General features: G+C 46.9%; 22 protein-coding genes. 9 read left to right on the top strand and 13 right to left on the bottom strand.

The window, feature by feature from the left end:
• Positions 1-519: 519 nt before the first annotated feature.
• Positions 520-3,267, bottom strand: a complete 2,748-nt coding sequence (gene polA / locus ACO6VE_RS14835; RefSeq protein WP_422462043.1) for a DNA polymerase I — start codon at positions 3,265-3,267, stop codon at positions 520-522.
• Between the two features lie 93 nt (positions 3,268-3,360).
• Here polA and ACO6VE_RS14830 point away from each other — a divergent pair, with 93 nt between their 5' ends.
• From ACO6VE_RS14830 to ACO6VE_RS14820, 3 genes are all read left to right on the top strand, one after another.
• Complete coding sequence (locus ACO6VE_RS14830) at positions 3,361-3,768, top strand: DUF2782 domain-containing protein (RefSeq protein WP_422462041.1); 408 nt, start codon at positions 3,361-3,363, stop codon at positions 3,766-3,768.
• 45 nt (positions 3,769-3,813) lie between these two features.
• Positions 3,814-4,812, top strand: coding sequence for a homoserine kinase (locus ACO6VE_RS14825; RefSeq protein ID WP_422462039.1), 999 nt, complete (start codon positions 3,814-3,816; stop codon positions 4,810-4,812).
• A 154-nt stretch (positions 4,813-4,966) separates the two neighbouring features.
• A complete protein-coding gene (locus ACO6VE_RS14820; protein WP_422462037.1) occupies positions 4,967-5,422 on the top strand; it encodes a hypothetical protein in 456 nt (151 codons plus the stop codon).
• A gap of 116 nt (positions 5,423-5,538) precedes the next feature.
• Here ACO6VE_RS14820 and ACO6VE_RS14815 read toward each other — a convergent pair whose 3' ends face one another.
• The 4 genes from ACO6VE_RS14815 to ACO6VE_RS14800 form a co-directional block, all read right to left on the bottom strand.
• The gene (locus ACO6VE_RS14815) at positions 5,539-6,315 is read right to left on the bottom strand and encodes a J domain-containing protein (protein WP_422462035.1); all 777 of its coding nucleotides are present in this window, start codon (positions 6,313-6,315) and stop codon (positions 5,539-5,541) included.
• A gap of 109 nt (positions 6,316-6,424) precedes the next feature.
• Complete coding sequence (locus ACO6VE_RS14810) at positions 6,425-6,937, bottom strand: hypothetical protein (protein ID WP_422462033.1); 513 nt, start codon at positions 6,935-6,937, stop codon at positions 6,425-6,427.
• A gap of 248 nt (positions 6,938-7,185) precedes the next feature.
• On the bottom strand, positions 7,186-7,518 hold the full coding sequence (locus tag ACO6VE_RS14805; RefSeq protein WP_422462031.1) for a type II toxin-antitoxin system HicB family antitoxin: 333 nt from the start codon (positions 7,516-7,518) through the stop codon (positions 7,186-7,188).
• Positions 7,515-7,694, bottom strand: coding sequence for a type II toxin-antitoxin system HicA family toxin (locus ACO6VE_RS14800; RefSeq protein WP_422462051.1), 180 nt, complete (start codon positions 7,692-7,694; stop codon positions 7,515-7,517). Before ACO6VE_RS14800 ends, ACO6VE_RS14805 begins: the two co-directional genes overlap by 4 nt.
• Positions 7,695-7,960: 266 nt before the next feature.
• On the opposite strand from ACO6VE_RS14800, the gene ACO6VE_RS14795 reads away from it, so the two are divergent.
• The 5 genes from ACO6VE_RS14795 to ACO6VE_RS14775 all read left to right on the top strand — a co-directional run bounded on the left by ACO6VE_RS14795 (position 7,961) and on the right by ACO6VE_RS14775 (position 12,166).
• Positions 7,961-8,443 carry a Fur family transcriptional regulator gene (locus tag ACO6VE_RS14795; protein WP_422444353.1) on the top strand — a complete coding sequence of 161 codons (483 nt, stop codon included), beginning with the start codon at positions 7,961-7,963 and terminating at the stop codon, positions 8,441-8,443.
• Positions 8,444-8,456: 13 nt separating this feature from the next.
• Positions 8,457-9,230 carry a zinc ABC transporter ATP-binding protein ZnuC gene (znuC, locus tag ACO6VE_RS14790; protein WP_422444355.1) on the top strand — a complete coding sequence of 258 codons (774 nt, stop codon included), beginning with the start codon at positions 8,457-8,459 and terminating at the stop codon, positions 9,228-9,230.
• Complete coding sequence (gene znuB, locus ACO6VE_RS14785) at positions 9,230-10,012, top strand: zinc ABC transporter permease subunit ZnuB (RefSeq protein ID WP_422444738.1); 783 nt, start codon at positions 9,230-9,232, stop codon at positions 10,010-10,012. The genes znuC and znuB overlap by 1 nt, the downstream gene beginning before the upstream one ends.
• Before the next feature lie 102 nt (positions 10,013-10,114).
• On the top strand, positions 10,115-10,864 hold the full coding sequence (locus ACO6VE_RS14780; protein ID WP_422444357.1) for a hypothetical protein: 750 nt from the start codon (positions 10,115-10,117) through the stop codon (positions 10,862-10,864).
• 57 nt (positions 10,865-10,921) lie between these two features.
• Positions 10,922-12,166 (top strand): hypothetical protein, encoded by a 1,245-nt coding sequence (locus ACO6VE_RS14775; protein WP_422462029.1) that lies wholly within the window; start codon positions 10,922-10,924, stop codon positions 12,164-12,166.
• A gap of 121 nt (positions 12,167-12,287) precedes the next feature.
• On the opposite strand, the gene ACO6VE_RS14770 is transcribed toward ACO6VE_RS14775, so the two are convergent.
• The 5 genes from ACO6VE_RS14770 to ACO6VE_RS14750 form a co-directional block, all read right to left on the bottom strand.
• The gene (locus ACO6VE_RS14770; protein WP_422444361.1) at positions 12,288-12,944 is read right to left on the bottom strand and encodes an SCO family protein; all 657 of its coding nucleotides are present in this window, start codon (positions 12,942-12,944) and stop codon (positions 12,288-12,290) included.
• A 9-nt stretch (positions 12,945-12,953) separates the two neighbouring features.
• Positions 12,954-13,856, bottom strand: coding sequence for a heme o synthase (cyoE, locus tag ACO6VE_RS14765; protein ID WP_209275838.1), 903 nt, complete (start codon positions 13,854-13,856; stop codon positions 12,954-12,956).
• A 2-nt stretch (positions 13,857-13,858) separates the two neighbouring features.
• The gene (locus ACO6VE_RS14760) at positions 13,859-14,932 is read right to left on the bottom strand and encodes a COX15/CtaA family protein (RefSeq protein WP_422462027.1); all 1,074 of its coding nucleotides are present in this window, start codon (positions 14,930-14,932) and stop codon (positions 13,859-13,861) included.
• A gap of 100 nt (positions 14,933-15,032) precedes the next feature.
• Positions 15,033-15,617, bottom strand: a complete 585-nt coding sequence (locus ACO6VE_RS14755; RefSeq protein WP_422444366.1) for a hypothetical protein — start codon at positions 15,615-15,617, stop codon at positions 15,033-15,035.
• Between the two features lie 183 nt (positions 15,618-15,800).
• Positions 15,801-16,487 carry an SURF1 family protein gene (locus ACO6VE_RS14750; RefSeq protein WP_422444368.1) on the bottom strand — a complete coding sequence of 229 codons (687 nt, stop codon included), beginning with the start codon at positions 16,485-16,487 and terminating at the stop codon, positions 15,801-15,803.
• A 117-nt stretch (positions 16,488-16,604) separates the two neighbouring features.
• Between ACO6VE_RS14750 and ACO6VE_RS14745 the strand changes: the two genes are divergently transcribed.
• On the top strand, positions 16,605-16,820 hold the full coding sequence (locus ACO6VE_RS14745) for a DUF2909 domain-containing protein (protein WP_422444370.1): 216 nt from the start codon (positions 16,605-16,607) through the stop codon (positions 16,818-16,820).
• Between the two features lie 3 nt (positions 16,821-16,823).
• On the opposite strand, the gene ACO6VE_RS14740 is transcribed toward ACO6VE_RS14745, so the two are convergent.
• The 3 genes from ACO6VE_RS14740 to ctaD form a co-directional block, all read right to left on the bottom strand.
• Positions 16,824-17,714 (bottom strand): cytochrome c oxidase subunit 3, encoded by an 891-nt coding sequence (locus tag ACO6VE_RS14740; RefSeq protein ID WP_422444372.1) that lies wholly within the window; start codon positions 17,712-17,714, stop codon positions 16,824-16,826.
• An 86-nt stretch (positions 17,715-17,800) separates the two neighbouring features.
• The gene (locus tag ACO6VE_RS14735) at positions 17,801-18,364 is read right to left on the bottom strand and encodes a cytochrome c oxidase assembly protein (RefSeq protein ID WP_101745352.1); all 564 of its coding nucleotides are present in this window, start codon (positions 18,362-18,364) and stop codon (positions 17,801-17,803) included.
• A gap of 15 nt (positions 18,365-18,379) precedes the next feature.
• On the bottom strand, positions 18,380-19,972 hold the full coding sequence (ctaD, locus tag ACO6VE_RS14730; RefSeq protein ID WP_422444374.1) for a cytochrome c oxidase subunit I: 1,593 nt from the start codon (positions 19,970-19,972) through the stop codon (positions 18,380-18,382).
• Positions 19,973-19,977 lie beyond the last annotated feature (5 nt).

Here is a 19,977-nt window from a genome sequence, read left to right as displayed (position 1 = left end):
ATCCGGGTGACTCAGCATCCCATGGAAGTAATCAACCAAGCCCACCTCACAGGTTATTTAACGGTCAACAAAGGCCATTCTTTAGACTCGGTTGGATAAAAAATTTGGCAGAAAAAAAGCCAGCATCCGGGGGAAGGATACTGGCTATATAGCTTCGGCTACAGGGGAGCAGCCTACCACTCAAGTTAATGTCAACACAAAACACACAGTGAGCAACGAGAAATCAGAATCGAACTACTGCCTTTTTCTCATCCTCATATACTCAGACAAGCAAAATTCCAAAAAGTTCCCTGAAAAATAAAAAAAATTTAAAAAAAACCAGCATCCTGAAAAAGGACACTGGCTTTACACGATAGATGCGGGGAAACATATACCGCTTCAACATCAACAACACTTAACACACAAGGAGCAACTCATTTGAGACTCACTATATGAGACAAGCAATATGGTAATAAAGTTCCACCGTTTACAAAAAACTTACAAATAGAAGGAACCCATCAAATACATTGAAACCGTGTACTAATGGGCTTCATCCCAGTTATCCCCAATACCGGCTTCAACCAAGAGTGGAACACTGAGCTCGGCAGCACTGGACATCTGCACTTTTATCCCTTCAACAACGGCCTCAACACTCTCATTGGCAACTTCAAGCACCAGTTCGTCGTGGACCTGCATAATGACACGGGCATCAAGCCCCGACGCTTGCAGCCACTCATCAACCCTGATCATTGCCTTCTTGATTATATCTGCGGCAGTGCCCTGCATAGGCGCATTGATCGCTGTTCGTTCAGCCCCCTGACGGCGCATACCATTGCTGGCATTGATTTCCGGCAGATACAGACGACGACCCAATATTGTCTCCACATACCCCTTTTCCCGGGCGAAGTTTTTGGTTGTTTCCATGTACCTTAAAACACCCGGATAACGTGCAAAGTACAGGTCGATATATTCCTGTGCCGATTTTCTGGATACCCCCAGCTGTTTGGCGAGTCCGAACGAAGACATGCCGTAGATCAGGCCAAAGTTAATGGCTTTGGCACTTCGTCGCTGATCACCCGTTACCTCATCAAGCGCCACGCCAAATACTTCAGCCGCTGTCGCCTTATGGATATCCAGCCCATGGGCAAAAGCATCCAGCAGGCCTTTATCGCCAGAGAGGTGTGCCATGATTCGCAGCTCGATCTGGGAGTAATCTGCCGCCACCAGCTGGTGACCTTCCGGTGCAATAAATGCCTGTCGCACCCGACGACCTTCCGGGGTTCGAATGGGAATATTCTGCAGGTTAGGATCCGAGGAGGATAGTCGTCCAGTGGCGGTGACTGCCTGATGATAAGAGGTATGGATACGACCCGTCGCCCCATTAATCATCTGCGGAAGTTTCTCGGTATAGGTGGACTTGAGCTTGCTTAAGCTACGATGCTCAAGAATCAGCTTGGGCAATTCATAGTCCAGGGCAAGCTCCTGCAAGACCTCTTCAGCAGTTGATGGCTGACCCTTGGGCGTTTTCTTGATAACCGGCAGTTGCAGCTTATCAAACAGAAGCTCCTGCAACTGTTTGGGTGATGATAAGTTAAATGCCTGTCCTGCCACATCGTGGGCTGCTTGCTCCAGTTCCTTGAGACGCTGGCCAATCTCCAGACTCTGTTGTTTAAGCAGGACACCATCCACCAGGGCACCATGGCGCTCAATACGTGAAAGAATATCCACCAGCGGCATTTCTACTTCCCGGAACACCGCCGTCAACGAAGGCTCAGCCTGCAACTGCTCCCAGATGGCAAGATGGAGACGTAACGTAATATCCGCATCTTCTGCCGCATAGGGGCCTGCTTTCTCAAGCTCAATCTGGTTAAACGTCAGTTGTTTAGCACCTTTGCCGGCAATATCCTCATATTTGATGGTTTTATGATTCAGGTAATGCTCAGCCAGGGCATCCATATTGTGCCGGGTGGCGATGGAGTTCAAACAGTAGGACTCAAGCATGGTATCAAAAGCGGCCCCCTTGATTTGAATGTCATATCGGGCCAGCACGCTCTGGTCGTACTTAAAGTTCTGACCTACTTTCTGTTTGGCCGGGTCTTCCAGCAAAGGCTTGAGTTTTTCCAGTACCCAGTTTCTCTCCAGCTGGGCTGGTGCTCCCAGATAATCATGGGCAACGGGCACATAAGCGGCCTTGCCGGGCTCAATGGCAAATGAAACTCCCACCAGTTCAGCCACCATGTAATCCAGGCTGGTGGTTTCGGTATCAAACGCAAACAGCTCTGCCGATTCCAGCTGTGCTATCCAGTCAAGAAACTCGGTCTCCTCAGTGACCACTGAATACTCACCGGTAGTACCTGATGTTTGTTCGTCAGATTCATTGCCATCGGAAACAGAGCCTTCTTTCTCCAACTCGGCAATCAACGTCCTGAATTCGTACTCTTTAAACAGCGCTAACAGTTGCTCTTTATCAAGGGGCTGCATTTCCAGACTTTCAATGGCAACCGGCAGCTCTACATCGGTCTTGATGGTGGCCAGCTGCCGGGACAACAACACAATGTCCTTGTGCTCGGTGAACTTCTCAGCAAAGTTTTTGCTCCCCCGAAAACCAAGCGCAGCCACTTCATCCAACCGCCCGGCAATCTCATCGATACTGCCGATGCCATTAAGCAGAGCCAATGCTGTTTTCTGACCAACACCCGGCATACCCGGGATGTTATCGCTGCTATCGCCCATCAATGCCAAATAGTCAATAATCAGGCTGGCAGGAATACCAAACTTACTTTCAACACCCTGTTGATCGGTATACGCATCATTCATGGTATCAATCAGCGACACATGCTCAGTCACCAGCTGGGCAATATCCTTATCGCCCGTGGAAATGATGGTGTTGATCTTTTTCTCGGTTGCCTGTCTGGCCAGCGTTCCAATCACATCATCCGCCTCAACGCCTTCAATCATTAACAGAGGCAGGCCAAGCGCACGAACAATGTGATGTATGGGTTCTATTTGTGAGCGCAAGTCGTCCGGCATTGGTTTCCGGGTGGCTTTGTACTCGCTGTACAGGTCATGGCGGAAGTTTTTCCCCCTGGCGTCAAAAATGACTGCAACATGGCTATCCTGATATTGACGCATCAGACTGCGCAACATGTTTGTCATGACCCGGATAGCGCCCGTTGGTCGACCATCAGCCGTGCGCAGATTGGCCCGCTCAGAAGCATGAAAGGCACGATAAAGGTAAGATGAGCCGTCGACGAGTATGAGTGGCGGCGTACTGGCTTGTTCTGACATGGATTACGGACTCACTTACGATTCTGGGTAACTGGGTATAGAATGCTCCCCAGCAGTTTAATGGTTTCCACCGCAATTATCATGAGGCTCCTGATGAAACCCTTGATAAAAAGAGCGCAGTTGGGTCTGGTGTTCCTACCCTTGTTTCTTTGTGGCTGTGCGGCACAAAGTCCGGAAGGTTCAAAGCCGGAACAGCCAACAACCCATACGGATAGGGGCCAGAGAGCGGTTGTGTTTACTGATGAAGCCATTAAAAAGATTCCCAGACACCTGCGCCCTGAAGCGTTGGAGAACAGGGATGACACATCGGTCGTGATTCGTGCCGGTGATTCCAGGACTTATAAAGAGTACCGGGTCGGTGGCCAGCTTTATGCGGTTCAGGTGATTCCCAAGGTAGGTAAGCCCTACTACCTGATTGCCTCAGATAACGAAGGCAACCCCATTGATCCAACAAAACGTATCCTGCTAGTGCCTTCATGGACCATTTTTGAGTGGCACTAAGTACCAACAGAACCATAGATATAATCATCCAGGAACAGGGACTTCATGTCTGTTTATACCCATTTGACACAACAGGAAATCGAGCAACTTCTGATTCGTTATGACCTGGGTAACTTAACGTCCTTCCAGGGCATTGAAAGTGGCGTTGAAAATACCAACTACTTTCTGGATATTGATGACAAGGGCAGTCGCCAGCGCTTTGTATTAACCCTCTTTGAGTATCTGCCCGCCGACACGCTGCCATTTTTTATCCACTATACGGATGAGCTTAAAGCGTTCGGCCTGCCTGTACCCAACCCGATTCGGGATAAGAGTGGCGTTGCTCTCCAGTCGGTAAAAGGCAAACCGGCGCTGATTGTGCAATGCTTTGCCGGGCAGCACCCTGACGCCGGAAACCTCTCTCTGGACCAATGCCAGCAGATTGGTGCGATGCTGGCAAAAATCCATAAGGCAGGACAAGGTTCCTCCCTTTATCAGGAGAACCAGCGGGGACTTGCCTGGCTTGATGCCCAGCAGAAAAGACTCATTCCATTACTTGGCCAAGATGATGCCCACTTTATGGCTGAGCAATGGCACAGCATCTCTGATGCTTTGCTTGCGTTTGACAACCTGCCAACCGGGCTGATTCATGGCGACCTGTTTCATAATAATGTACTGTTTGATCAGGGCAGAATCTCAGCCGTGATCGACTTCTATCAGGCCTGTAATGACTGGCTGATCTATGATTTGGCCGTCACAATAAACGACTGGTGTATTACCGATAGCCTTGAACTGGATGATCAGCGTACCAAAGTATTGATGGATGCCTATGCACAGGTTCGCCCTTTTACTGAGGATGAGAAAAAAGCCTGGCCATTAATATTGCAACTGGCAGCCTTCAGGTTCTGGATATCCCGACTGGTTACGTTTATTTATCCGGAAACAACGATGGATCAACAACACCAAGGTAGCCTGATTCGACAATTTCTTGATCCAAATGAATTTAAGGAAATGCTTCGATTAAGGATCAAACACGCAGATGACCTGTTAAATCTGCCTGGATGAATTAGAATAACACCACCCTGAAAACAGAGTGGTGCCGTTTTTAATTAAAAAATGTAGGTGCTATTAGCCAAAATCACTTATTACTTATCTAGCTTTTGTGAATTTTTGTCGATATCTAGTTAATTGTGTCAATTTAAGTAAAAGGAGCAAGTTCTTGAAATCAATTAATAATGAAATTGTATTGAGCCAATTCATAGGAAGTACCTCTCGATGGGAAAGATATCGGCTAGCTCAGAAAACATTAAGGTATCCGGTTTATCGAGCTATAGAGGGGTATGTATTAATTAGTTTTCTGCTAAGTTTAACCTTACTGTGGATATCAAACGATACTTTTATATCATTATTAGCTTTTAACTCATACATTGTTGGCACACTGGGCGTAGTACATCACGCAAAACTGGCAGCTTACAAGCCATGGATTCTAATGGGAGCTGCATTTGAAGCATTTATATTATGGACATTATATGAATGGATTGTTAGATCATACTTTATACTGTCATACTTTTGGATTTTCTGTGTTTTCATTTTTGTGGCACGTTACTGGCAAAGAGGAGAAAGGGATGTCAACTGGAGTGCTTTTCAGACTGCTCGTACGCACAAAATAATCTAATGATTTTAAATTGAAGCACTTAAATTATTGCACTGATAGCTAACATCTGCTATAGATTTCTCCGCAGTGCATAGGGAGGTAGGATGAAGCCTTAAGCCTTGGTTTTAGTTGCAGGTTCATTTGTCAGCTACTGCAAATATAACAAAAACGAAAAAGAGAACACCCAGAGAAATAATAAATGTATTTATCCCTTTATTCATTCCGTTGGGTGAACTTTGTGCTTCTTGATATTTATTATCGGCTTTGTTAGTACTGTTTCTGAATGGGAACTTTTTCTTTATTTTATTTAAAACCACATGTTCATCCAAACTCTCACCAAAAACTTTAACAGCCTTATTCAGCTCTCTTGCTGCTATTCTGTTATCGTTTAGTATGTATTTAAGTGCAGTATTTTGTATAACCTTTTTTGTACCAAAGTACTTTTCTAGGAACTGATGTTCGAGTTTTGCAGCAATAATATTAGGATTTCCAAACTCTTTTGAATCAATTATTAACAGTTTAAAGGCATACCCCAATGGCAAAGATATTTTACATAGATGATTATGTAATTCTAGTAAGTTTGGGTAATACTCTGTTGCAAAATTCCATTCATTTTCTATCTCTTCATCGGCATTATATTCATCTTTAAAGGTATTTGTTTCATAATCACTACTTTTCCCCCAGCTGTTATCATATTCTTCCCTCTTCTTTGGGTGTGAAAGTGTCTCATATGCAACATTGATTTTCTTCATTAACTCTGTTGCATACATTTTATCACCAGAATATTTATCTGGATGATATTTTTTACATAATGCCCTATACGCTGCTTTTATTACTGCATCTTCGACATCTGGTGTAAGGCCTAGCACTTTATAATGATCTTGCATTTTTAACCCCATGATTATTGCTAGCATTAAAAGAATACCATTTTTAAATTTAGCAATTCTTTTATTCGTGACAGCTAATGCTGATCTATACCCTTATTCATTAAGCGTTTTCCATCTTTTTAGAAAATATAGATACTCATAATTTTGCACACTTTCCTACAGATACACCCAATGAGTCTTTATATGGTTTATCTTCTAAACTTGAGTGAGTGAACGCTCTATGAAACCAGCCATTTGGCCTAAAACTGAAGTATTTACAATTTACTTGGGTTAATTTTTTGTTTATATCTAATGGAGTCCAAAATTCAGTGCATACTTCTGTTTCGAAAGGATAATAATGTTCACCGACAGTCCTGATATTGTAACAAGCATACTCCACGTCAATCCGATCTTCACTTTTACTTTTTAACAGATTATGGCACTCCGAATAAGCAAAATCATTTTCTAACATTTTCTTACTTATTTTCTTAACAAGGTATTTATCAGTATTAAATCTGGTTTCAACCCAATTTTTATTCTCCCAGTTAAAGCCAATACTTTTATCACCTATACAAATATATGAAGCACTTTTTTCATCCGATATTGAATTAGCACTCAAAGCTAAAGATAAAATAAACGATATAGTGATGCCACTTTTACATATTTTCATAATATACTGGTTTGATATCTAATATTCTGAATAATTTCGGCCATTTTTAATTTTACTAAATCGAAGTATCTCAATTTATTCAAACTCCTAGTGTAAAATTCAGGGGCACCATAGGTAATCTGGAATTTTTTATACGCCGGGCATGAGCATTAGCTGATGGAGTGAAAGGCCACTGTCTGCGGACCCGCATATATGGTGTTGCAGGGAGGACTGGAGAAAAACCAGTCCTAACCCGACTATGCGCAGATTTATATGCGGGATGCCCGGCTGAGTGCACTTGAAATCCATTGATTAATGCTTTGACCACTCACTTGGGCTGCTGTGGCAATTGAGGCATGGAGTTCAGGGGGAATACGAAGCGTTAATTTTCCAGAGTATGGCTGTTGAGGTTCTTTGCCAACAGCGTTACAAGTTTCAAGATAATCTTCGACCGCTTCCTGAAAAGCATTTTTAAGCTCTGTTACTGACTCACCATGAAACCCAACCCGGTCTTTTATGCCCGCAATATGACCAACAAAACATTCGTCATCATCACTATATTCCAGGATGGCTGAATATCCTTTGTGTGTCATTGTATTCATGGCTTAACTCCAATTCTGCTTAGAAAGTCCCGTGCATCTTTCACTTGATAAGGCTTTGCCTCTTTTTTAGGGTGAGGCCTATGGAAGGTTCCAATTTCCCCATCTTTATGAAATCTTACGCGAGAACCACGACCTTGAATAACTTCAGCCCCAATAGCTATGAAGAGAGATTCAATGGCTCTCCACTCTAACTGCCTGGGGTTTGATTCCTAGTAAATCGCAATAAGCGTTTTTCGGTGTTTGGCATTCATAGAGGACACTAAAAGTATGGTATCATAAAATGATACCATTCATTGAGTTTTCTGAGACATAACGCGCATAACATGATGTTTGAAGCTTGCCACGGCCCGATGCTCTATCATTAGCTCCCCAGGCTCCCTGAGCCAAATATCAATATTCACGCAAAACTGTTATATTGTAACAAATATTAATGGCATCTGTTATGCGCAAAACGAATACACCTTATATTCAACACAACCATAAAGCCTGTATTCAGCAGGCTTTAACGGAAGCTCGTGTCATTTGCCATAATCGTGGTGTCCGTCTGACCCCCCTCAGAGAAAGGGTGCTGGAACTGGTTTGGCAGAGCCATTGCCCGGTCGGAGCCTATGAAATACTGGCAGAGCTAACTCAGGGGGAATCAAAACCGGCTCAGCCCCCTACCGTATACAGAGCCCTGGACTTCCTTCAGGAACAGGGACTGGTACATCGCCTGACATCCATTAATGCTTACCTTGGTTGCAGCCGACCCAATACGCCACATAACAGCTGCTTTCTGATCTGTACCCAATGCCGGACCACCATTGAAATTGAACACCCGACCATTGAACATTCCCTGGAAGACTGTGCCAGTGAACACGGCTTTATCATTGCGGATGCCTCAATAGAGCTGGCTGGTTTATGCACCAACTGCAAAACGAATTGAATAATCACATATTATGAATCAACCATTAATAGAGTTGAGCAATATCTGGATGAAGTTCCAGAACAGAGAGGTACTGACCGGGATCAACCTGCAGGTGAATCCCGGTGAAATCGTTACCCTGATAGGCCCGAACGGTGCAGGAAAAACCACCCTTGTACGGGTAGCCCTTGGATTACAGGAACCCACATCCGGCCAGCGCTCCGTCAGAAAAGGGCTGCGCATTGGCTACATGCCGCAAAAACTTCATATTGATGACTCCATGCCACTGACAGTCAACCGGTTCCTGAGGCTGACCGGTTGTCGTTTAACCGCCGTTCATGACGCCCTTGGGCGAACCGGCGTCAGCCATGTGCTCCAGTCTCCCCTGCAATCGCTGTCGGGTGGTGAGCTGCAAAGGGTTCTGCTGGCCCGGGCACTGCTGCATAAACCACACCTTCTGGTGCTGGATGAACCTGTGCAGGGGGTTGATGTCACCGGACAAAAGGAGCTTTACCAGCTGATCACGGAGATTCGCAACGCGTCCAGAGACCGGGAGCACTGTGCCGTGCTGATGGTGTCCCACGACCTCCATCTGGTTATGGCATCCACCGATAAAGTCATTTGCATCAATCAACACGTCTGCTGCTCCGGCCATCCTCACCAGGTTAAGCAACACCCGGCGTACCTTCGCCTGTTTGGTGGAGCGTCAGACGAACTGGCGGTATATACTCACCATCACGACCACCATCATGGCGTTGACGGGCATATTCTTGAGCCACAAAGCCCTGTATCTGAAGGAAAGCAATGATGCCGGATATTCTCTTATCTGCCTTACTGGCAGGCTATGGCGTGGCTCTGCTGGCAGCACCACTGGGCTGCTTTGTGGTCTGGCGGCGCATGGCCTATTTCGGCGATACCCTCTCTCACTCTGCTCTGCTGGGGGTTTCACTGGGGCTGATGCTGGATATCAATATCAACCTGGCCGTTATCGCCAGTTCACTGATGATCGCCGCTATCCTGGTCAGCTTCCAGGAAAAACAACAAGTGGCATCCGACACCCTGCTGGGAATCCTTGCCCACAGTTCGCTATCCATTGGTCTGGTCACCGTCAGCTTTGCGGATAATGTTCGGGTAGATATGATGTCCTATCTGTTCGGTGACCTGCTGGCAACCGGCCCCTCGGACCTTTACTGGATTTACGGAGGAGGTGCCCTGGTTCTGGCGACGCTGGCATGGCTCTGGAAACCGTTGTTGTCCATGTCTGTTCATGCCGAGCTGGCCCAGGTGGAGGGCATTCCGGTCAGGAAACTCAGAATGACACTAACCCTGCTAATGGCCCTGGTGATCGCCGTAGCCATGAAGATAGTCGGTGTTCTGCTGATTACCTCCCTGATGATTATTCCGGCAGCGACCGCCCAGCGGCTGGCGCGCACACCAGAGCAGATGGTGATTGTTTCAGTGCTGCTTGGCATCCTTGGTGTGTCCGGAGGCCTGGCGGCTTCATGGTTTCTGGACACGCCTGCTGCCCCTTCAGTGGTTGTGGCCAGCTTTTTACTTTTTTTAATCACCCGGTTGATAAAAAGAAAGTAATAATAAAACCTGAGTCCGCAAGTTCACAATACAGAAATCTGTTCGAAAAGCCTGCTGCTCAAGGCTTTTCGTGTAAATTCACGGCAAAGTCAGGCAAACCTGATGAATATATCCTCTACAGCTAACACTATGTCTCTCCCTGCACGAACAGCGAACAACAGTATGGAGAAAAACAGCAGCGGCTCATTTGCAGGCAGGGAAACAAATCATGCAAAGACGATCAAGCTTTATATAAAGGAACCGTTTACTCTGACACGTCAGTCATTAATAAATCCGGCTATTTCCAACAAAATAACACTCCAAATCTTTCAAATTGGGGATAAAACTGATGTCTCAATTTGTGGTGACGGTGCTGATGAATACTTAATGTCACTTTTTCAAGACAAAGACGACAAGATTTCTTTTGTTGTCAAAGATCAGGATGAAACAGAGTGTGAATATCAGCCTCCAGTCACCTGGGGAAAAAGATTTGTAAAGTGGATTTCACAAGGGGCTCGTTACTGTACGACTTCCGAAGATAGCGAGTATTTGATTCCAACATGCCATCAGTTTGAACGTTTTTTACACTGTGGATCAGAAAAATACAATATCAAAATCCCTATGAACTATTATCCCTCAACAGTAGTCACTGATATAAAAATAGTTGAGCCATTTAGCTATCTGAATTTGTCGGATACATTCACACAAGAATGGATCCATTCCATGACCTACATAGGCTCCGGTTTCTGCATTGGTAAATTTGGCACAGGTTCCATTGCCATCCAGACTGTTGAAAACTCTATGTTGTATTGGAGCAATAAAGACCGTGAAAGCCCCAGGCCAATTACATTACGCACTGGTAAACTGAGTTAAAGCTTTATGAGAATTTCACCCTGACCAAAATTTAGGCAGGAAGTAACGAGAGAAGTTATGAAAATAAATTTTCCAAATATTTCTGAACACAGCGAATATGCTCAATCGTTTGCCCGGTTACAGATTTCACCCAAAAATTTTGTCTCAACTGAACAGGATCCAGTTGAATCCGTTGATATTGATGAAGGAAAACATTATCTGGTCTGCGTTGAGCACGGCTTTAGAAAAATTGGCATACTGCCTGCGGATATCCAAATATTACTAAAAAGAGATCTTGATATTAGTACTTCAGGGGTAGCTTCTCAAAAAGCACTGAAAAAAGCCGAACCAGCTTCGCAGCAGCCCAGTGTTTCCGTGGAACAACGTCCTGCAAAAACACCTTCGCCAGAAGAAAATGAGGAGTTAACTTCATGGTTTATTAAAGAAATGGCAGGGAAACTTTTAACCAGAAAAATTCTGGTCATCGAAGAACCATTTCAAGTGAAACCTAAAGTAGGGGAATTGGCAGTATATTTAGGAATGATCAGTGATGAAAAAAAATTACCAAGATTTGCCAGAAATACAAAAGTGCTTACAGAAACAACGGATGGATCACTTGCGATGGCTGCCAAAGTGATTACTAATCAACTTTATACTCGGTATTCTGAGGTAACCATTTTAAAGGGCAGTACGACAACAGATAAAATAACTACTTTGAATGCTCCTCTCAAGCGTACATTAGCGGACATTGCTATCGATGTCATCATCACAAAATATCATGACGCTGTTGCGTACAGAAAGGAACTGGCCCGATGGCTGCCAAATCACCCATTAGTAGTCTACATGAAACAGTTGGAAGCTTTAACCACTAAAATTCCTGATTATAAACCGTTGGATGATGAAACAAACAGTAAAACCAATCAACAAAAAAAAGCAATTATTAATTACATCAAAAAAATCAAACAACCATTAATCAATTTGCTAAAGGAACATTATCATCTGCGTTTTATTGAAGCGCACACACCAGAAGAAGATCTCCAGGAAGCGATTGATTATTATCAAAGAAGAACCACCATTCCTGTTCTCGACCTGGCCCAGCTTGATGAGGAATTGTTAAAGCCACACGGTATTGAAACCTTTCTTGATATTCACGCCTTCTTCAAGACACCTTTAATGAATATGAATAAAAAAAATAATTTCAAACATAAAATACGAACGCCTGAGGAAGGTGAAAACTTCACACAATTGGCGAATTTAGCCATTGATCTGGTTTATGAAATCAGTAAATTTATCGAGCTTGAAATGATTCCGACCGATTCTTGACCCATCGCACTTTCGATCAGACCGTTGCCCTGAAAAAACTTTTTTGTTGGAACTCTCTATTAATTTGCAAAGCCAGCATCCGCTGGCTTTAACATCAAAAAGATTGTAAAAAAGTCAAGACTCAATGACTCTTGTCAATACTTAACAACACAGTCCTGAGCTTACCGGGTTCCAACGGTGGCCGTATAAACCCGTGATAGTGTCCTTGCGGATTAACCAGGGCCAGATTGGCACCGTGATCCACCAGATAAAACTCATCCTCAGGATCAACCACCGGGGTGAACGGGACATTCATCTGAACCGCCAGGTTATAAACACCCGCTATTTCTCCGGTAATGCCGGTGAAGTCCTTATTAAAGTAGGGCACATAGCCTTTCAGTTTGTCAGGGGTGTCTCTTCGTGGGTCCACCGTCACCATCAGGTACTGCATCTCTTTCGCCAGGCTCGGTGACTTCTCCTTGAGCAATGCGTCCAGCTTATTTAACTGACTAAGCGTGGCCGGGCAGATATCAGGGCAGAAGGTAAAACCGAAATAGACCAGGCTCCAGCGCCCCTTAAGATTTTCTGCGACAAATGGCTGGCCGTTATGGTCAACCAGCCCTTCCATGGTGAAAGCCCTGGGTGTTTCAAACACCACCGCTCCCATTTGTTGGAGCTGCTCTTTGGATAACGCTGGCTTGTTGATAAATTTATTCGCCGTCACCCCGAGCACAACAGCGACGGCTGCCAGTAAAATAGTGACCGTCTTTTTCACCCCTTTACTCCTTTCTGTGTCCACAGGGACTCCTTACACCCAGAGATAAAATGAATAGTGGTCCACCAGTAACACCACAAATAACAGCATCAAATAGGTAATTGAAAACCTGAAGGTCTTGATGGCGGCATGAGGTCTGCTGTCACGGAGCAGAACAATGGACCAGTATAAAAAGCGTGCTCCCAGAATGGTTGCACCCACCAGATAGATCACCCCACTCATACCCGTCAGGAATGGCAACAGGGTAACCATAAACATGATGATGGTATAGAGCAGAATATGAAGTTTGGTGTAAGCCTCACCATGGGTAACTGGCAACATGGGAACATCCGCTTTGGCGTACTCCTCCTTGCGATGGATTGCCAGGGCCCAGAAGTGAGGGGGCGTCCAGGCAAAAATAATCAGTACCAGCAAAAGGCCATGGCCTTCAAACTGTCCGGCCACGGCAGTCCAGCCGAGCAGGGGAGGAGCCGCCCCGGCCAAACCACCAATAACAATATTCTGTGGTGTTGCCCGTTTCAGAATCAGCGTATACACCACTGCATAGCCCATCAGGGACGCGAATGTTAACCAGGCGGTCAGAGGATTAACCAGCACAAACAGCATGGCCATTCCCAGCGAACCAATAATAAAGGCAAAAATGACCGCCTGGAGCGGTTCAACCCGACCAGTGGCCACCGGACGATTATGGGTTCTCGCCATCACCGTATCGATCTGTCGGTCAACGACATGATTGATCACTGCTGCGGCACCGGCACACAGAGCAATGCCCAGGTTACCAAAGAACAGAATATCCAGCGGTACCCAACCGGGTGTTGCCAGGTACATACCAATAACCGACGTTAAGATCATCAGCGCGACCACCTTAGGCTTGGTCAGCTCAAGATAATCCTTCCAGTGGGCACTCCCTGCCGGTAATACATTACTTTGACTCATGCTCAGCCCTCTCTTTCCTGCAAATCCTGCAAACTGTTGTTCAAACCACTTTTCTTAAGAGCACCGCCGAATAAGAAGTAGTTATAGGCCACCAGTGATAACAACAACAAGGCACCTCCCAGGTTATGGGCTACGGCAATGCTCAGCGGCAGGCTCCAGATGATATTGCTCAGGCCAAGAGCCACCTGGACCGTCAACATAACCATAACCAGCAGCATCAGTTTTCGAACCGTTGATCCTACAGAACCGCCAACCCTGAAAGACACCCTGAGCGCAATAAGCATTTGCAACGCCAGCAATATTACTATCAGTATTGCTCCTACTCTGTGGGCAAAATGTATGGCGGTTCTGGCCTCAGCATGCAGCTGCCCACCCAGATAATTCGGACCAATGTCCTGCCCGACATCAAATCCCTCTGCAAAATTCATGGGCGGGAGCCACTGCCCCTGACACATTGGCAGATCAGGACAGGCAAGGGCTGCATAGTTAGAGCTGGTCCAACCACCCAGACTGACCTGACCAACCACCAATACCAGACTGAATACTGCCAGCCACTTCAGAAACAGGAACGGCTTATCCGGCACCTTTTCTCGATGCACACCAGACAACCTCAACGTTAAGAGAAACAACAGACTGAAGGTGGCAAAACCACCCAGTAAATGAGCAGTTACAACCTGAGGCCATAGTTTTAGTGTGACGGTCCACATACCAAAAGCGGCCTGCAGGGTAATCAGTGCAAGGATCAGAATGGGCAGCTTGAACGGCTGGCCCGGCTCACGCCGGTATCTGAATGCCTGAATAACAATCATCAACACCAGGAGCATCAGGGAGCCAGCCACATAACGGTGGATCATCTCTGCCCACCCCTTATCAACTTCAACCGGGGCCTCCGGAAAGAGTGACTCGGCATGGGCAATCTCCTGCTGAGTATCCGGCACAGTCAGAAAACCATAACAGCCGGGCCAGTCAGGACAGCCCAGCCCGGCATGCACCAGCCTGGTATAGGCACCCACACCAACCACAATGCTTGCCAGCAGCGTTGCGATCAGCGCCAGATAAAATCCTTTTTTCTTCATTGCCACTCCAGTGAGTTGACTACCCATTACCAACCCTTTTTTTAACCAAAAAATACCACATTAAACAAAAACCAATGACTCAATAATCATTTAGTACCCATTAACCGATATTGGACGCTTTCAGCAGCTTTTGCAGATCTTTCAGCACATCACCACCGGGCTGATCAACCCGGTATCCCATGATCAGATTACCCAGCGGATCAATGATAAAAATACGGTTCTCTGGCCAGTGCTTAAGGCCGAGCGCTGTTTGCACATGGTTTTTGTCCGCGTTCAGCCAGTAAATGCCCGGATGTTCCGTTTCAAGTTCTGAGGAGGGCACCGGTTTTTCCGGAGCAATGTAAAACCGGGTCACCCGTTCAGACTCTTTTCCCAGGGCAATATGCACCTGACGGGTTTTATACAGGCTGGCGACACAATCAGACTCTTCACAACGGGCACTGCCAAACACCACCACTCGCCAGAGGCCCTCTGTTTCTGCGGCATCTACACGCTTTTCACCGTCCTGAAGATGCAGTGCGGCAAACTGGGCGGGTGGTAGTAAAAGCTCGCCTTTATTGCTTCTTCCTTCTGGTATCCATGCCCCGGTAAAGTACATAATCCAGGCCAACCCCATGGCCATGGATGGGATCAAAATGACAAGGGCAAGCTGCAGCCGATTCTTATTCGTGGTTGTCTTGGTCATGATCACCTCACACGTCATGCTTGTTCTTAAGTAGTTGGCCGAATGGAATCTTATTTTCTGGCTAAGTGGGCAGTTACTATGCAAGGCACAACGTAGGGAGCATAGCCGTAGCTATGTGACCGTAGTTGTAACGCCGCAGAGTGACTGTCCACTTAGTCAGAAAATATGATTTCATTTGGTTAACTACTTATGGTTCTTACCTGAGCGGATCATCTGGAACCCATACAGCAAGAGCAGGACCAGTGCCATGGCAAACCATTGAAAGGCGTAGCCCAGGTGCTTCTCTGATTTCAGATTAATCACCATTGGGCGCATCTGTTCAGCACCCGGCTGACCCGCTCTGAGCACCATGTAAAAATCCGGCGTCGTGCTCTCCATGGCTTCCGATATTTTCAGTGAGTCAAACGCCTGGATGCGTTTCGGCCAGCCTTCTTCCCAGATGTCTTCCGCCAGCATAAAGGGTTTGCCCAAGGGCTTATACGCAAAGCCGGTCAGTATCAGATGCTCCGGATCTGTCATCACCTCCGGCAGTCGTTCCCGATCACCAGCGACAATCCAACCCCGGTCAATCAGCAACCATGCTCCGTCATCGGTCAGAAACGGCATGAACAGCTCATACCCGGCCTCACCCTGGAAAACCTGATTATCCAAAAGAAAGTAGCGATCCGGGTCAAACCGGCCGCTCACCGTAAAAGGGAGATACAACGGATCTTCGTGACGTTGAGCCTGGGAAAGTGACAACGGCTCAAGAGCATGGCGAGACTCATAAGCCTGCTCCAGCATCAACTTTTGCTCGTAACGTGATAGCTGCCAGAAGCCCAGACTCACCAGTACCGGCAGGGTGGCAATCACTAACAGGGTCAACTTCAATCTGAATCCAAACATCAAGTGAACGGTCTTTCTATGCTATTGTGTCCCAGAAAGTGCGGAAAATACTGAGTTCATCTCAGGAGTTTGCCTTGTGGATAACTTTCTTGAGCCAGGAATATGTGGATAAAATTCGTCGTTATTGTTCTTTTTATTGCCGTGGTTATCAGTCTGGGTACCGGCTTTTATTTTCTGCTGACTGAGAAGAAGAGTTCGCCCAAACTGCTGAACTCCCTGAAAGTTCGTATCGGTCTCACTGTTTTGATTATGGTGGTTATTGTTGCCGCCTGGCTTCATGGAGATATCCACAGCCAGGCACCCTGGTTGTATCGATAACCGTTAAATCAGATAAACGAAAATAAACAGTCCAACCCATACCACATCTACAAAGTGCCAGTACCAGCTGGCGGCTTCAAAGGCAAAATGGTTATCTGCCTCAAAATGTCCCTGAAAAACCCGCACAAGCATCACCGCCAGCATAATGGCTCCCAGTGTTACATGTGCACCGTGAAAACCGGTCAACAAGAAGAAGGTTGAGCCATAAATACCAGCACTGAGGGTCAACCCCAGTTCGTTATAGGCCTCGATGTACTCTTCAACCTGGAAAAACAGGAATGCGGTGCCGAGCACCAGCGTCAGGATCAACCACAGTTTTATCTTGTAGCGGTCATTAGCGCGCAGTGCGTGGTGGGCCAGTGTCAGTGTGATACTGGAAGCAACCAACAGAAGCGTGTTCAACAGCGGCAGGTGAAAGGGATCCACAACATCAGCAGCGCCAACAAAAAGATCATTGTCCGGATTTACCATCAGTGGCCAGCTCGCAGTAAAATCTGGCCAGAGCATCTCGTGGGTCATCGCCCCTTCACCCTCACCGGCAAGCCAGGGGACGGCCAGAACCCGAACATAGAACAGGGTGCCAAACAGTGCGGCAAAAAACATCACTTCGGAAAAAATAAACCAGAACATTCCCCAGCGGAATGTCCGGTCCATCTGTGGACTGTAAAGCCCGGCCCGGGACTCCTGGATGACATTGCCGAACCAGCCAAACAGCATCCAGGCCATAATCAGGCCACCGGCGTAAAACACATAGTGTGCACTAGAGTCCTTAACACCGGCGCTCATGTCATTCATCATCATGCCGGCCCCAAGAAGGGTCAGAAAAAGTCCAATAGACGCAATGATTGGCCATTTACTCTGGGCCGGAACGTAGTAGGTACCTTCGGTAGCCATAGTACTTTCTTTCACCTCTCCTGATCTGACAGGGAGTACGCCTTTTCTCCCGAACAATCTTCTTTAGAAAATAAAGCTCAAAACACTCAGTTCAAATGGGTTACATCAAACAGCGTATAAGACAAGGTTAGCTTTTTTATATGCTTCGGCAGGTCCTGATCGACGATAATCCGCAGTGGCATCACCTTTTCTTCCCATGGCTGCAACGTCTGTGTGGTAAAACAAAAACACTCGACCTTATGCAGAAAGTTGGTGGCTTCAAACGGCGTCACACTGGGAATGGCCTGGCCCACTATTGTTTTACCCGTGGGGTTTTTCGCAACAAAGTTTAGCAGGCCCGGTTCGCCGGGATGCACCGTGACCTGGGGAGTGCTGGGGTAAAAGTCCCAGCTCATGCCCGCATTCTTCGTGGCCACAAACTGCACCTTGATATCGCGGCTGGTATCCACTTTGGCTTCTGCCGCCTTGTACATGTATGGGTCAGGATCCGTCTTGCCGTTCAGGCCAGTCACCTGACAGAACACGTTGTACAGTGGCACCATGGCAAAACCAAAACCGAACATGCCACAAGCTACGAGTATGGAGCGAATGACAGTACGGCGAGTTGAATGCTCGATGGCTTCAGGCTGCTCTCTATCCTGTTCACTCATACAGACTCCTGTCGTTTACTTTACATCCGGTGGTGTGGTGAAGGTGTGATAGGGGGCTGGTGATGGCACACTCCACTCTAACCCTTCAGAACCTTCCCAGGGCTTGGCCTCGGCTTTTGCTCCCCCCCTGATGCATTTAATCACGATAAACAGGAACAGGAGCTGCGTGGTTCCAAACATAAAACCACCAATACTGGCCATTTCATTGAAGTTGGCAAACTGCAGTGCGTAGTCCGGTATCCTGCGTGGCATGCCCGCCAGCCCGACAAAGTGCATTGGGAAGAACGTCAGGTTCATCCCGATAAAGGACATCCAGAAGTGCACTTTGGCCAGCGTCTCGTCATACATATAGCCAGTCCATTTTGGCAGCCAGTAGTAGCAGGCAGCATAGATGGCAAAAATTGCCCCCGGCACCAGTACATAGTGGAAATGAGCCACCACGAAATAGGTGTCGTGATATTGGAAGTCAGCAGGGGCAATTGACAGCATCAGTCCTGAGAAACCACCAATGGTAAAGAGCACCACAAAGGCGGTGGAGAAGAGCATCGGGGTTTCAAAGGTCATGGAACCACGGAACATGGTGGTCACCCAGTTGAATATCTTCACCCCGGTGGGTACCGCAATCAGCATGGTGGCGTACATAAAAAACAGCTCGCCAATCAGCGGGATGCCCACTGTGAACATGTGATGCGCCCAGACAATAAACGACAGAAAGGCGATACTGGCGGTTGCGTACACCATGGAGGTATAGCCAAACAGGGGCTTACGGGCAAATGCTGGAATAATGGCAGAGACAATCCCGAAGGAGGGGAGAATCATGATGTACACTTCCGGATGCCCGAAAAACCAGAAAATATGCTGGAACAGTACCGGATCACCACCACCACCGGCATTGAAGAAACTGGTACCGAAATGAATATCCATCAACATCATGGTCACTGCACCCGCCAGCACCGGCATTACCGCAATCAGCAGATAAGCCGTGATCAGCCAGGTCCAGACAAACATGGGCATTTTCATCATGGTCATCCCCGGAGCCCTGAGGTTCAGGATGGTCGCGATGATATTAATCGCCCCCATGATGGAAGAGATCCCGAGCATGTGGATGGCAAAGATGAAAAATGTTGTTGAAGGCGGTGAATAGTCTGTTGATAGTGGCGCATAAAAGGTCCAGCCGAAGTTGGGGCCACCACCTTCCATAAACAAGGTGCTCACCAGCATCACGGCAGCAAAGGGCAGAATCCAGAAGCTCCAGTTGTTCATCCGCGGCATGGCCATATCCGGAGCCCCGATCATCATGGGAATCATCCAGTTAGCCAACCCGACAAATGCCGGCATAACGGCACCGAATACCATGATCAAACCGTGCATGGTGGTCATCTGGTTGAAAAAAGCCGGTTCGACAATCTGCAGTCCGGGCTGGAACAGTTCAGCCCGGATGATCATGGCCATGGCCCCACCGGTCAGAAACATAATGAAGCTGAACCACAGGTACATGGAGCCAATGTCTTTGTGGTTGGTGGTCAGAACCCAACGCATCAATCCTTTGGCAGGCCCGTGATGATGCTCCTGATCCAGGGAAGAAGCAGTATCTGTTACCGAAGTCATATCTA

The organism is Endozoicomonas sp. ALB115, from assembly GCF_049310245.1.
GTDB lineage: Bacteria > Pseudomonadota > Gammaproteobacteria > Pseudomonadales > Endozoicomonadaceae > Endozoicomonas.
This window is presented reverse-complemented; position numbering and strand designations above follow the sequence as displayed.

Bases quoted from the DNA above. Each gene is read 5' to 3' on its own strand.
- polA (WP_422462043.1), bottom strand. From the start codon at position 3,267: ATGTCAGAACAAGCCAGTACGCCGCCACTCATACTCGTCGACGGCTCA.
- ACO6VE_RS14830 (WP_422462041.1), top strand. From the start codon at position 3,361: ATGAAACCCTTGATAAAAAGAGCGCAGTTGGGTCTGGTGTTCCTACCC.
- ACO6VE_RS14825 (WP_422462039.1), top strand. From the start codon at position 3,814: ATGTCTGTTTATACCCATTTGACACAACAGGAAATCGAGCAACTTCTG.
- ACO6VE_RS14815 (WP_422462035.1), bottom strand. From the start codon at position 6,315: ATGCTAGCAATAATCATGGGGTTAAAAATGCAAGATCATTATAAAGTG.
- ACO6VE_RS14810 (WP_422462033.1), bottom strand. From the start codon at position 6,937: ATGAAAATATGTAAAAGTGGCATCACTATATCGTTTATTTTATCTTTA.
- ACO6VE_RS14805 (WP_422462031.1), bottom strand. From the start codon at position 7,518: ATGAATACAATGACACACAAAGGATATTCAGCCATCCTGGAATATAGT.
- ACO6VE_RS14795 (WP_422444353.1), top strand. From the start codon at position 7,961: ATGCGCAAAACGAATACACCTTATATTCAACACAACCATAAAGCCTGT.
- znuC (WP_422444355.1), top strand. From the start codon at position 8,457: ATGAATCAACCATTAATAGAGTTGAGCAATATCTGGATGAAGTTCCAG.
- znuB (WP_422444738.1), top strand. From the start codon at position 9,230: ATGCCGGATATTCTCTTATCTGCCTTACTGGCAGGCTATGGCGTGGCT.
- ACO6VE_RS14780 (WP_422444357.1), top strand. From the start codon at position 10,115: ATGAATATATCCTCTACAGCTAACACTATGTCTCTCCCTGCACGAACA.
- ACO6VE_RS14775 (WP_422462029.1), top strand. From the start codon at position 10,922: ATGAAAATAAATTTTCCAAATATTTCTGAACACAGCGAATATGCTCAA.
- cyoE (WP_209275838.1), bottom strand. From the start codon at position 13,856: ATGAGTCAAAGTAATGTATTACCGGCAGGGAGTGCCCACTGGAAGGAT.
- ACO6VE_RS14760 (WP_422462027.1), bottom strand. From the start codon at position 14,932: ATGAAGAAAAAAGGATTTTATCTGGCGCTGATCGCAACGCTGCTGGCA.
- ACO6VE_RS14755 (WP_422444366.1), bottom strand. From the start codon at position 15,617: ATGACCAAGACAACCACGAATAAGAATCGGCTGCAGCTTGCCCTTGTC.
- ACO6VE_RS14745 (WP_422444370.1), top strand. From the start codon at position 16,605: ATGTGGATAAAATTCGTCGTTATTGTTCTTTTTATTGCCGTGGTTATC.
- ACO6VE_RS14740 (WP_422444372.1), bottom strand. From the start codon at position 17,714: ATGGCTACCGAAGGTACCTACTACGTTCCGGCCCAGAGTAAATGGCCA.
- ACO6VE_RS14735 (WP_101745352.1), bottom strand. From the start codon at position 18,364: ATGAGTGAACAGGATAGAGAGCAGCCTGAAGCCATCGAGCATTCAACT.
- ctaD (WP_422444374.1), bottom strand. From the start codon at position 19,972: ATGACTTCGGTAACAGATACTGCTTCTTCCCTGGATCAGGAGCATCAT.